Origin of the sequence: Xanthomonas sp. 3058 (assembly GCF_014199765.1) — a bacterium.
GTDB lineage: Bacteria > Pseudomonadota > Gammaproteobacteria > Xanthomonadales > Xanthomonadaceae > Xanthomonas > Xanthomonas campestris_B.
Genome location: NZ_JACHOF010000012.1, coordinates 1 through 12473, shown reverse-complemented (window position 1 = coordinate 12473; position 12473 = coordinate 1). Strand labels below are relative to the sequence as shown.

Sequence of the window (12473 nt, the reverse complement as noted above, 5' to 3'; positions counted from 1 at the left end):
CATCCGGCCTATTGACTACACGTGTCGTCACGCCTACGGTAGCGACACCTGTAGTCAGAGAGCTCGCCATGCGCGGCAAGACCATCGGGGACCAGGAACTGGCCCTGCTGCAATACATCCAAGAACAGCGGCACGCCAGTGTGGGGGAGGTCGCCGCTGCGTTTGGCGAAGCGCGCGGATTGGCGCGCTCCACCGTGCTGACCATGATGGAGCGCCTGCGTGGCAAAGGCTTTTTGCGCCGCAAACAGGTGGATGGCATGTACCGCTACAGCGCCACGACCGGCCAGGACGATGTAGTGCGCTCGGCCGTGGGGCAGTTTGTCGAGAAGACCTTGCAGGGCTCGGTATCGCCATTTGTGGCGTGGATGTCGCAGCGCGCCGAGGTCAGCGATCGCGAGCTGGCCGAACTCGAAGCATTGGTCGCCAAGCTGCAATCGCAGCGCAAGGAGGATTGAGCCATGTCGCCGCTGATCGAATCGCTGTTATGGAAACTCGGTGCCACCAGTGTGCAGACCGTGGCGCTGGCGCTGGCGGTATGGGCGCTGTGCCGCAGCGTGCGGCGCTTGCCGGCCACCACGCAAACCTGGCTGTGGTGGTTGGTGAGTGTGCAGGCGGTGGTGGGATTGTTATGGAACGCGCCGCTGCAGCTGCCGGTGTTGCCGGCAACGGCAACGGCGCCGGCACTGGTCGCCGTCGACAGCTTGGCGCCGCTGGTGACGGCCACTGCCTCCAGCGCGACCACGGCCAGCAATGCGAGCGTCGCAAGCGCACTGCAGGCTGCCAGTGGTCCGTCCTGGGCATTGTGGTTGATTGCGCTGTGGGGTGCCGGCATTGCCGTGATGGTGTTCGGCACCGTGCGTGCATATCGACGCAGCCGCGCGCTGGTGCGCGCCGCCGTACCGTGTACCGATCGTGTCCTGATCGCCGCGCTGCAGATGGCCGCAGAAGCGCATGGCCTGTCGCAAGCGCCGGAGGTGCGGTTGTCGTCGCAGATCGCCTCGCCGCAGTTGATCGGCCCCTGGCGGCCAGTCCTGCTGTTGCCTGCCGCGCGCCTGCCGCACATGGCCGACGATGATCTGGACATGGCGCTGACCCACGAGTTGATCCATCTGCGTCGGCGCGATCTGTGGTGGGGGCTGGTGCCGTCGTTGGCGCAGCACCTGTTCTTCTTCCATCCGCTGGTGCATCTGGCCGCCCGCGAATACGCCACCGCCCGCGAAGCCGCCTGCGATGCCGCCGTGGTCGCAGGTCACCGGCATTGCCGCCACGACTACGGCCGCCTGCTGCTGCAACTGGGCGTGGCACCGCGCCCGCACGCTGGCGTGGCCAGCGCTTCGCCGTCCTTCCTCAGCCTCAAACGGAGATTGCTCATGCTGCAGAACCCGACCTCGTTCCCGCGGCTTGGAGCCGCATTGATCCTGGGCGCCGTGGCGGTGACCGGCGTGTTGCCGCTGCGCCTGGTGGCCATGCCCGCCACGCCGGCGGTTGCTGCCGCACCAGCACCTGTACAGGCGCCAGCCCAGGCCAAGCCGGCGGCCGCGACCTCCACACCCGTGGCACCGGCTGCCGCTGCCGCTGCCGCTGCCGCTGCCGCTGCGGCACGCGATGCCGCACCCGCGAAAACCGCCGTGCCGGCGACACCTGTCGCACCGGCTGCGTCCACCAGCCAGACCACCACCACGCATGGCCAGATCCACCTGTCGCATGATCCCGACCGCGATGCCTACGTGCTGCTGCAGGGCAACGACAGCGTGATGAACGGATCGGTGGACGATCTCAAACATGTGCGTCGTCTGGCCGGCAATGACGGTCGGCTGATGTGGTTCCGCACGGATGGCAAGCAGTACGTCGTGCGCGATCCGGGGACGTTCAAGCGCCTGGATGCGTTGTATGCGCCAGTGACCGAACTGGGCCAGGCCCAGGGCGCGCTGGGCGAGCGCCAGGGCAACCTCGGCGAACAGCAGGGCAGGCTGGGTGAACAGATGGCCGAGCTGGGTGCCAAGGTCGCCGCCGCTGCGAGCGAACGCGTCCGCAGCTCACTGGACCACGATGCGATTGCCGCACAGGCGGCCGAGCGTGCTGCGCAGCAAGCAGAAGACGCCATGCGGCGCAGTGGTGTCGAGCAACAGATCCAGGCATTGGCCAGGCAACAGGCCGCACTCGGCATGCAACAGGCCGACCTGGCCAGCAAGCAGGCCGCCGCCAGCGCGCGCGCAGAGAAGCAAACCCGGCAGATCATGCGCGAGGCGATCGCCCGCGGCGTGGCCACGCAGATCGACGGCTGATCGCCTTGCGCCGCTGCCCGCTGGCAACGGACAGCATGCGCAGACGAAGAGCGGGGTGCTGACGGATCGGCTGGCCTTGAATCGACCAACACACGCGGTGCGCGATGTGCGGATGCGCCAGCCGTGTTGATCGCGAAGCGGTCACCCCAAGCCTCGATAGCTGTGCGGCGCGCCGACGGCCAGCAGCCGACGACAGAACGTGTGGCGTATGCAATGACGCTCGGCACCGTCTGCGCGATGCGTGTGCGCACCAACCGGTCACGCTGCAACGCTGCTCTCGGGATGATCGCCCCTCGCGCGTCTGCGCGTTGATACTGTGCAATACGCGTAGACGGCGAGTGGGCGATGACGTACCGGGTAGTGGTGTTGGGAGGTTTCGGGCATTTCGGCGCGCGCATCGTGCGGGCGCTGGCGGCGACGGCGCAGATCCAGGTGATCGCGGCCGGACGGCATCCCGGCGATATCGGCCGCACCTGGCCCGATGCGGTGCCCGGACGCATCTCCACCTGTCAGCTGGATATCGATGCAGCCGACTTCGCCGCGCGGTTGATGGCCACCCATGCCGATGCGGTGGTGCATACCGCAGGGCCATTCCAGGGCCAGGACTATGCCGTCGCCCGCACCTGTCTGAGGGCCGGCATGCACTACATCGACCTGGCCGACGGCCGCGCCTTCGTCCGCGATTTCCCAGCTGCACTCGACGCCATCGCGCAGCAGGCGCGGTGCGTGGCGATCAGCGGCGCCAGCACCTTGCCCGCACTGTCGAGCGCGGTGATCGACGCGTTGTTGCCGCGCTTTTCTGCGCTGCATTCCATCAGCATGCTGATCGCGCCCGCACAGGGCACCCCGCTGGGCCTGGCCACCGTGGGTGCGGCGCTGTCGTATTGCGGCACGCCGTTCGCGTGGTGGCGCGATGGCCGTTGGCAAACGGTGGTGGGCTGGGCCAGGCCAACACGCGTGCAGTTCGCCCAGCTCGCGCCACGCCTGGCCTCGCCGTGCGATGTGCCTGACCACGACCTGTTGCCGCAGCGCTATCCCGGTGTGCATACCGTGCAATTTCGCGCCGCGTTGGAGGTGACGTTCCTGCAGCGCTGCCTGGCCGCCATCGCCTGGTTGCGTTGCCACGGTGTGCCGCTGCCGATGGCACGCCTGGCAGAGGCCATGGCCCGTGCCGGTCGCTGGTTCGACCGCTTCGGCACCGATCTGGGCGGAATGCGCGTGCAGCTGCGCGGTGTGCGTGATGGTCAGCCGCTGGTGCTGAACTGGGATCTCACCGCGCCGATGCTGCACGGCCCGGAGATTCCGTGTTTTGCAGCGATTTTGTTGATCCGCAAACTCGCCGCAGGCCAGCCCGTGCCGATCGGCGCGCAGGCATGCATGGGCTTGCTGACGCTGGCGGAGTTCGAACAGGAATTTGCAGCGTGGCACATGACGACCGAGTTATCGGAGGTGGGTGTGTGATGACACGTCATGCGATACAACCGCACAGCCGTGCACGAGCCAGACACTCCGCAACCAACAAGCACCAGCGGCCCAGGCTCCACTCCCTTGGCGCGAGTAAGCGTTGCGCCAGTGCGGATGGGCGAGTGCAAGCCAGCACACGATCACTTGCGCGTTGACGCTGCTGCGGCTCCTAGTGGCGTGCACACAGCCGTTCGATCCCACGCGACCAACCTCATACCTCGTGCACCGTACGAAACGCATCCATATCCGCAAACGTACAGAAGTGGAAATGCGGCACGGTGATCGGCCCGGCTGCTGCAAGCCGCGTGAGCCATCCGGACACGGCACTGCGATACGCAGCCTGTTCTGCCGCATCGAGGGTCTGGCACAGGTAGGCCAGCGAGATGTGAAAACGGAAATTGATGTAGTCCGGGCGCTGCAGCTTGGTCAACGCCATCAGCCCCTGACGCGCAGCCTCCAAGCGTTGCGCGGTGTGCGCATCGGCAGGGATCAAGGGAATCAACAGATTCTCGTTGCGGCCGGCCTTCATCGCAGTGGGGTCGACCAGGAAGCGGCACGCCCCTAACGGCGGACCGCCGCGCTGCTTCAGCCGTGACAGGAAACCGGCACTGATGTCGGCCAGCGGAACATCGCGCGCCGTATCGCTTGGCCACGGCCCGCGCGCCCGGTCGATCTCATTGACCCCGCCCAGCAACGTTGCGTGGTAGCTGCTCGGCGGCAGCACCGCGAGCTTGCTGGCAAAGCCGTGCTCGGGGAGCTCGCGATAGATATCCAGCACCCGATCGAAGCTGTCGTAGCCATCGCCCTGCTGATCCAGATGCCCCAGAAACGTGTTGCCGGCAAATGGCATCGGTCGCCTGGAGCGCAGGAACTTGCTGCCCACATCCCGGGGCGGTGCGGGGTCGGCGAGCGCTGGCAACGCGGTGGCCAGCGCCGTTGCGCCGGCAGCGCCAATCAGCAGACGGCGACGGCTGAAGGAGGTGTCCAGGAATGACGGCATGCGTTAGTCCTTGCAGGGTGAGGTTGAGGTGGAGGACCGCTGTCAGAAATCCACGGCAATGGGTCGAGGTCTGACGACCACCACACCGGGACGCCCATCCTTGACCGCCGCGTGTGCCTGCACGCAGCCGGTGCGCGCAACGTTGCGTCGAGGTCGCATCGCCGCAAACCCGTCATTGTCGAAACACGCAGGCCATGCGCGACCCTAAGTTCGTTAGCAGACGACGCCTGCGGGAATTCCTCATGCAGGCGGGCCAGCACAACGCTGCCCATGAACGGAGCGGATACACCTGCCGACAAGGTCGTGCAGCGCCACACCCTACGTGATCGGGTTGAGCCGGAGATGACAACGCCAGGCCTTGACGCGTTAGCGCACGCGCGGCTTCGTCAACGCGGCCATCTGTTCGGATCGGGACGCGGCGGCGGTGCCACGGCAGGTGGACAAGGCGTCCATCGGACGTGGCGATCCAGGCACTGCGCTTGCCGCCACGCGGAAACAAGCCGGAACACCGGATTTGCGTGCGGCATGCAGCACACGCACCCCCTGTTCCCGGTGCATGGCTACACGCAGCTGGCGATTACCGGCGAGGTATGCCCAGCCGTGCGCATGCACTCTACGGCGTATCCATTAGCGGAATCACTTCACGCTCCTGCGCGTCCACCGCCACCAGGCGCTGCATCAGCAGCGACAACGTCACCACGTCCTGGTGATTGTGCTCGGCCACCCGGCGCAGGTTGCGCGCGCTGCCGCCGCGCAGATAACTCAACCATGCAGCCGGGGCTTCGGAGCCGGGCAGGTCGTCTTCGCGCACCACGCGCAGCAACTGGCGTTCGATGGTGGACAGCTTGCAGTTCTCCCAGGTGCCGCGATACCGGCGCCGTGTGGGGAACAATAGATCCACATGATCCAGTGCGGAAATCGGGTCGCCGCGCCGCGCCAGGCGGTAGCGTGTCTTCAACAACGGTGCGTCATAGCAGCGGCCGTTGTAACTGGACAGCACGGTCTGCGGCGACAGCCAGCTACGGAACAGATCCAGCATCGCGCTTTCGGCGGCCATCGTGGACATCATCAACTGGCGCACGCGCAAGCCGCTACCGTGTGCCTGATCCACCTGCCAATCGGCTGCGCCGATCATAAAGGCGCGGGTGCCGGTGCCACCGGCCAGGCCGGTGGTTTCGGTATCGAAGAACAGCAGATCCATCGGGTTCACCGCGTCCTGGCGTTTGGCGAATGCCAACGACAAGGCTTCCTGCGGAATCGGCTGCGGCAGGAATGCTTCGATCAGATGCAGGCCGGGGGCGATCTCGTTGCCGGGCAGATGGCGGTCGGTGGACGTCACACGTGCCGGCGTCTGCGCCGATACGGCGCGCTCGCGCAGCCCGATCATCTTGCGCAAGCCGGCGATATCGGTGCGTCGCTGTGAAGCGGGCATTGGTGCGATGGATGTTTCATTCGATGTAGCCAGACGCTTTGCGGCATCGGTATCGGCATTTGCAGTCGACTGCGATTGCGACTGCAACGGCGATGCCGGCCGGTGGCGCACGTCGTGCTCCACCCATGCAAACACGGAGGCATCGCGCGCCGGTGCTGCAGCACCCGGTGCCTGCAAGGTGCGGCGCGTCATTGACGGTGTCTCTGCCTGGGCATGCCTGTCACTGCCAGCGTCTACGTTGCCTGCCTGCGCGCTTGGCGCAGCAGCATTGCGCGGCGCAGCGCGCCACCCCTGCGAGGTGGCACCGGGCGCAGGCAGACGCTGCGCACGCGTCGGTATCACCGCCTCGTCCTTGCGCGCTGCAGGTGTCAGCCCGCCGACCTGACGGCGTAGCAAGCGCAGACGTTCTGCGCTGACACCGGGGCCGCTGCCAGGCAGGGTCGGCGCGGGGTCACGCGGCGGCTGTGCGGCTGCAGCCATTGCCGTTGCCGGACCGGTGTGCGCGCTGCCGACAACAGCGACCACGCCGGTTGCGTCGCCAGACGTGCGCTTGACCACTGCGGAGTGCATCTGTTGCGTAGACGAACCCATCGTGCCGTCGGTCGCCAACGCAACGACTTCATCGTTCAGGCCGCTCTGCGCGGTTGCCGGCGCAGCGCAGGACGAGACGACGCCACTGCGCACCTCACCGTGCAACCGCGGCGAACCCACACCCGCATGCGCAGCATCATCGGCGGGAGCGGGACGCGCGACCTGCCGTGCCATCGCTCTATGCGGTACGCCACGCGCGCCTGCACTGGACTGCGATTGCGACAGGCCACCCACAACGTCGGCATTCGCATCAACTGCAGCCGCTGCCTGCGTGCCATGCGGTGCATCGCCGTCTGCAACCACCACTGGCGCACGCACATCCGCATGTCCCGCCTGCCGACGCAACACCCGCAGCCGGTCCGCACTCACGCTCATGCAAGCACATCCAGCGCCAGGTCGTCGTCGAACGACGTGGCATGCCGCAACGGCGCATCCGCATCGAACAACAGCGCCAGCACCGTCAACGCCAAGGACTTCGGCGATTCACCCTTGCCTTCCTCATGCGCGGCCAGCACCGGTCCCACACACGCCGGGCAGCCGGCGCTGCAATCGCACCGCCGCACCAACTCATCGGCGCGTTGCAACAGTTCGGCCTGGCGCAGCCACAACGGCTCGCTCAGGCCCACGCCACCGGGGAAGTTGTCGTACAGGTACACCGTGGGCACGAAGGCCTGCTGCAGTTCCACCGCGCCTTGCTCGCCTTCGTCCACGCCGCGCAATTGCCCGCGTCCGGTCTGGTCGGCCACCGCAAACCACGCACCGTCGCCGTTGCCTACGGCTTTCTGCAGGTCGCGCGCATCGGCCATCACCGCCACCGTGGCCACCACGTGCAGCGCATACGCCGCACCCAAAAATCCGTCCAGCGCATCCTGCTTGGAGGCAAAAGCCTTCCCCAGCGTGGCCTGTGGCAACTGCCACCACACCGCGGTGGTATGCAATTCCTGGTCGGGCAGATTGACCGGGCCGTAGCCGATGTTCTCGTGCGTGTAATAACGGATCTTCTTGTAGCCGGACACGCGCCGCACCACATGCACCTCGCCATGGTGCGAGTCACCGCGCCCGGCCACGCTGCCGTCGAAGCGGTCCAGTACCTTCAACTTGGTGTAGTCGATGCTGTCGGTGTAGTAGTCCACGTGGGTGCGCGTGACATAGGCCTTGCGGCCCTCCCAATCCAGCCGCTCGACCTGGTACGGCGTGCTCTGCACCATGTGGATGGCGCCTTCGTACAGGGTCAGCGCAGCGGCCGAGTAATCCACCTCGGCGATGATCTGCTGCTTGCCATCGCTCTTGTCCACCACCACGAAGTTGCCGTCGGCCACCGAGCGCAGGCTCACCGCATTGGCCGGGTAGCTGTCGGCGATCCATTCCCAGCGGTCGCCTTCCTGGTGGATCACTTCGCTCTCGGCCAGCGCTTCCAGAAACACCAGCGGGTCGATCGGCCCGAACGGCTCGTCGGCAATGAACGGCAACTCGAACGCGGCGCAACGGATGTGGTCGAACAGGATCAGTGGCTGGTCCGGCGCAATACGCGCGTGCTCGGGCGAGGCATCGGCGAAGAAGTCCGGATGCCGCACCACGTACTGGTCCAGCGGTTGCGAGCTGGCCACCAGCACGCCCAGCGCCGGTTGCTGGCGCCGCCCGGCACGGCCGAAACGCTGCCAGGTCGCCGCCACGCTGCCCGGATATCCGTTGAGGATCACCACATCCAGCGCGCCGATATCCACGCCCAGTTCCAGCGCCGAGGTCGACACGATGCCGTCGATGTTGCCGGCGCGCATCGCACGCTCCACCTCGCGCCGCTCGGTGGGCAGATAGCCACCTCGGTACGCACGGATGCGCGGCGGCTTGCGCGGGTCGTGGTCGAAGATGTCCTTCAGGTACTTGGTCAGCACTTCCACCATCAGGCGCGTCTGCGCGAATACCAGCGTCTTCAGCCCGCTCTTGATCGCGATACGCGCAATGCGGTTGCTCTGCGAGCGCGCCGACGCACGCAGGCCCAGGTCGGCATTGACCACCGGCGGGTTCCACAACAGCACATGCTTGTCACCGGTGGGCGCGCCGGATTCGGTGATCGCATGCACCTGTTCTTCGATCAAGGCCTGCGCGTGCGCATGCGGGTTGCCGATGGTGGCCGAGCACAGGATGAACTGCGGGTTGGCGCCATAGAACGCGCAGATGCGCTTGAGCCTGCGCAGCACGTTGGTGACATGGCTGCCGAACACGCCGCGATAAGTGTGGATCTCGTCGATCACCACATAGCGCAGGTTCTCGAAGAACTGCGCCCACTTGGTGTGATGCGGCAGGATCGCCTGGTGCAGCATGTCCGGGTTGCTCACCACGATGTCGCCATGCAGGCGGATCGCCTGGCGCGCATCGCCGGGCGTGTCGCCATCGAAGGTGAAGGCCTTGACCCCCAGCTCGCCGGCGCGGTTCAACTCCAGCAGCTCGGCCACCTGGTCCTGCGCCAGCGCCTTGGTCGGAAACAGGTACAGCGCCTTGGCGCCGGAGGTCATCGCCGCACTCACCACCGGCAACGTGTAGCACAGCGATTTGCCGGAGGCGGTGGGCGTCACGATCGCCACGTGCTCGCCGCGCTGGGTCGCTGCCCACGCCTCGGCCTGGTGACTGTAGAGCTGGCTGATGCCGCGCGCACGCAGTGCATCGGCCAGCGCGCTTGGCACATCGTCGGGGATCGGCGCATAGCGGCCGTCGCGCCCGGGGAGGGTGAAGCTGCCGGTGATGCGGTCGTGGTAGCGCCGTTCCAGGCGCTCGGTGAGCAACGCCCCATCGCGGCTGGGGCGGCCATCGGTGGTGGCCAGCGCGCGTTCGGCGGTTTCGGTGCGGCGGGCTAGGGCGTAAACCATGCGTGAGAATCCAAAGCGTTGCAGGGGAGCAGGAAAGAGTCTCAGAGAGTGAGACGCGGGAGCAACGCCAGACAAGTCGCGTAGCTGATCGCTTCATCCCCGCAGCGCACGCCACCATCACCAGAGGTTGGGACGACGGTATTCCGGGGGCCTTTGTTCTCAGTGTATCGGGCAGCGGAAATGGGCATCGCACCGATGGTGGTGCGATGCGCGGCATCCCTACGCTGCGCATGTCCTTCGCGTGGCGACGGATGCCTCTACCTACCCTTACGGAGTCAGCTCATGGTCAGTGCCCAGTTTCTGCAGGACAACGGTTTCAGCAACAAGGCCTCGACGGCCCAGGATGTCTACATCAAGGATGTCACCAGCAAGTTGAAGGATGCCAAAGGCCTGCACGCGCATCTGAAGGTGACCTTCACCAACGCGCAGCGCACCGATTTCGAGATCCATGGCACCCTGCGTAGCGCCGCCGACGCCGAGGCGCTCGGCCAGCGCAAGGGCGACGACAGCACGGTCGGGCGTGCCCTTTGGATCTATGCCGACGGCACGTTCCGTACGTCGGTCGACGCGGCGTTCTGGAGCGACGAGGCAGAGGTCACGCTGTCCCAACTCAAGCGCTGCGCGCGCGAACTCAAGGTGCAGGTGAGCGATTGGGAAGTGGAACTGGAGCGCGAAGGCGCCATGAGCCACCCTTCGGCAGCGGACAACAAGCGTTCCATCGACGCGCTCTACGCCACCGGCGCGTGATTGTCGCAACCGAAGGCTAGCGCTTGCCGTTCCAGCGCCTGCAACGGGGTGGCCGCGCTTGCCTGCGTGGCGCGTGCTGCCAGCCAGCCAAGCCGGCAGCACGCGTCGATGTGCGCGCTCGCGGTCCGACGACGCCTAGCTGATCGTCGCGGCCAACGCGTATCCTGTGCTCCCCCCTCGCGCAGCGGCGCCGTCCCTGACGCGTCGAAGACCCCCCTTGTCCGTGCCTGCTCCCGCCCCTGCCGCACATTACAAGACCGCCGGCGCCCGCCGTGCCGATGTCGTCGTCCACGCCGCCGGCCTGTTTCTGGCCATCGTCGGGGGCGCCTGGATGGTCTGGCGCGCCCATGCCGACCAGACGATGGTGCTTGCCATCTGCGTCTATGCAGCAGGGCTGCTGGTGATGTTCGCCTGTTCGGCCGCCTACAACTTTGCTCCGCCGCAGCGCCAACCGATGCTGCGCAAGTTCGACCACGCCGGCATCTTCGTGATGATCGCCGGCTCGTATACCCCCTTCTTTCTGGTCACGCTCGATGGCACCTGGCGCTGGGCGATGCTGCTGGGCGTCTGGAGCGTGGCCTTGTTCGGCGTCTTCGCCAAGTTGTGCCTGCCCGGTATCGCCAAGGGGTTCTGGGTGGCGATTTACCTGCTGCTGGGCTGGGCCGGCATCGTGGTGATCAAGCCCATCATGGCCGGGCTGGACAGCACGGTGCTCTGGCTCATCGCCGGCGGCGGTGCGTTCTACACGGTGGGCGTGACCTTCTACGTGCGCAAATCGATGGTCTACAACCGCGCCATCTGGCATGCCCACGTCCTCGGTGGCGCGTTGTCGCACTGGTATGCGATCTGGTTGTGCCTGGGCCCGTTGGGCGGGGTGTAGCAGGCGCGGGCCGCCGAGAGTTGTCGGCGCTGCGGCGCGTCAGCCGACAGCGGCTGCCACGCGCGCCGATGCGGACACGGCCGTGTCCTATCAACGTTCCACGCACTGCACGGACGCCAGCGACGCGGCGCCAACACTCACAGTTTCTTCGTCAACACCGCTTCGAACGCGGCATCCGGCGCAATGCTGTCGGAGAGCAGGATCACCGAATGCAGCCGGCCCTTGGCCTGCACGCTGTATTCGAACCCCACCGGCGTGCCGTTGCGGCTGAAGAGCGCGATCTCGCTGTACTCGCCGATCCGGCCTTCGCCACTGTCCTGCTCGAACCCGTGCTGTTTGGCGAACGAGCGGGCCGCGGTGCGCGCGCCTTCCCACGCCGCATCTTCGTACTCGGCCGATTGCAGCAGGCTGACCAATTGGGTCGCGCAGGGCGTGGTGCTGGTAAAGCCATAGCCATCGATCTGGCCCATCAACGGGATGCTGCGCAGATCGCGCTTGGGCGTGGCGGCGACGCTGCAACCCAGCTGTCGCAGATCGTCAAGATTGACGTGCTCTGACGCCGGGCGCGGTGTGGCGTCAGGTGCGCTGCCACCAGAGCAGGCGACCAGCAGGCCGAGCAAGGCCAGCGGCATGAAAAGACGGAATGAACTGTGCGGCAAGCGAAACATCCAGGACGGGCAGCGTGCGTGGCATATGCACTGCCTACGCAAGGCAACGCGGGCGCGCAGTATCGGCTGCTTTCCGTCCCATCGCCAGGTATGGGCCAGCTGCATCGCTTTGACGATGCCGCATCGGCCACGATCGGCACCACACCGGCGTACTGGCTGCAGGGCGAACGCGTGCGCGCGGCAACGGCGCTGCTGGAACAAGGCCCGCTGGACCTGGCTCGCATCGCCGACGCCTGCGGCATGCTGGATGCGTTCCGGGCTGCCTTCCGCCGCTATGTCGGAGTGGCACCCTCGGTGTACCGCAGCGGATTCGGGCAAGTGGCGTAAGCGCGTAGCATGGGTCTCTCTACGAACGCCCGCCGTTTGAGCAGATGACCTGCCGCATCTGCCGACCACATGGGGACACATAATATCAGCGAATTCCCAGCGCAGTGATCTTGCCGCCCACTAAGGATGGTCTGATCAACGGCATCGGAGGATGAGCCTAACCACATCGACCAGGCTGACGGCGCTCAGATCCTCGATTTTTTTGCCGTTTCCGG

10 protein-coding genes are annotated in these 12473 nt (G+C 66.4%); 6 read left to right on the top strand and 4 right to left on the bottom strand.

Annotated features, from left to right (window positions below):
• Positions 1-68 precede the first annotated feature (68 nt).
• From GGR61_RS14575 to GGR61_RS14565, 3 genes are all read left to right on the top strand, one after another.
• A complete protein-coding gene (locus tag GGR61_RS14575; RefSeq protein ID WP_184408320.1) occupies positions 69-455 on the top strand; it encodes a BlaI/MecI/CopY family transcriptional regulator in 387 nt (128 codons plus the stop codon).
• Positions 456-458: 3 nt separating this feature from the next.
• Positions 459-2285, top strand: coding sequence for a M56 family metallopeptidase (locus GGR61_RS14570; RefSeq protein WP_184622246.1), 1827 nt, complete (start codon positions 459-461; stop codon positions 2283-2285).
• A gap of 345 nt (positions 2286-2630) precedes the next feature.
• Entirely contained in the window at positions 2631-3746 is a 1116-nt protein-coding gene (locus GGR61_RS14565) for a saccharopine dehydrogenase NADP-binding domain-containing protein (protein ID WP_184622244.1), read from the top strand.
• Between the two features lie 214 nt (positions 3747-3960).
• Here the strand turns inward: GGR61_RS14565 and GGR61_RS14560 are convergent, their stop codons facing one another.
• The 3 genes from GGR61_RS14560 to GGR61_RS14550 all read right to left on the bottom strand — a co-directional run bounded on the left by GGR61_RS14560 (position 3961) and on the right by GGR61_RS14550 (position 9636).
• A complete protein-coding gene (locus tag GGR61_RS14560) occupies positions 3961-4749 on the bottom strand; it encodes a DUF1868 domain-containing protein (RefSeq protein WP_184622242.1) in 789 nt (262 codons plus the stop codon).
• Between the two features lie 613 nt (positions 4750-5362).
• Positions 5363-7147: a ribonuclease H-like domain-containing protein gene (locus tag GGR61_RS14555; protein WP_184622240.1), complete on the bottom strand. Its 1785-nt coding sequence runs from the start codon at positions 7145-7147 to the stop codon at positions 5363-5365.
• Complete coding sequence (locus GGR61_RS14550; protein ID WP_184622238.1) at positions 7144-9636, bottom strand: DEAD/DEAH box helicase; 2493 nt, start codon at positions 9634-9636, stop codon at positions 7144-7146. The genes GGR61_RS14555 and GGR61_RS14550 overlap by 4 nt, the downstream gene beginning before the upstream one ends.
• Before the next feature lie 282 nt (positions 9637-9918).
• On the opposite strand from GGR61_RS14550, the gene GGR61_RS14545 reads away from it, so the two are divergent.
• On the top strand, positions 9919-10383 hold the full coding sequence (locus tag GGR61_RS14545; RefSeq protein ID WP_184408326.1) for a hypothetical protein: 465 nt from the start codon (positions 9919-9921) through the stop codon (positions 10381-10383).
• Between the two features lie 217 nt (positions 10384-10600).
• A complete protein-coding gene (locus GGR61_RS14540; protein ID WP_184408327.1) occupies positions 10601-11263 on the top strand; it encodes a hemolysin III family protein in 663 nt (220 codons plus the stop codon).
• Between the two features lie 137 nt (positions 11264-11400).
• Here the strand turns inward: GGR61_RS14540 and GGR61_RS14535 are convergent, their stop codons facing one another.
• Positions 11401-11931, bottom strand: coding sequence for a hypothetical protein (locus tag GGR61_RS14535; RefSeq protein WP_260287949.1), 531 nt, complete (start codon positions 11929-11931; stop codon positions 11401-11403).
• Positions 11932-12021: 90 nt separating this feature from the next.
• Between GGR61_RS14535 and GGR61_RS14530 the strand changes: the two genes are divergently transcribed.
• Positions 12022-12258: a helix-turn-helix domain-containing protein gene (locus GGR61_RS14530; RefSeq protein ID WP_184622236.1), complete on the top strand. Its 237-nt coding sequence runs from the start codon at positions 12022-12024 to the stop codon at positions 12256-12258.
• Positions 12259-12473: the final 215 nt, after the last annotated feature.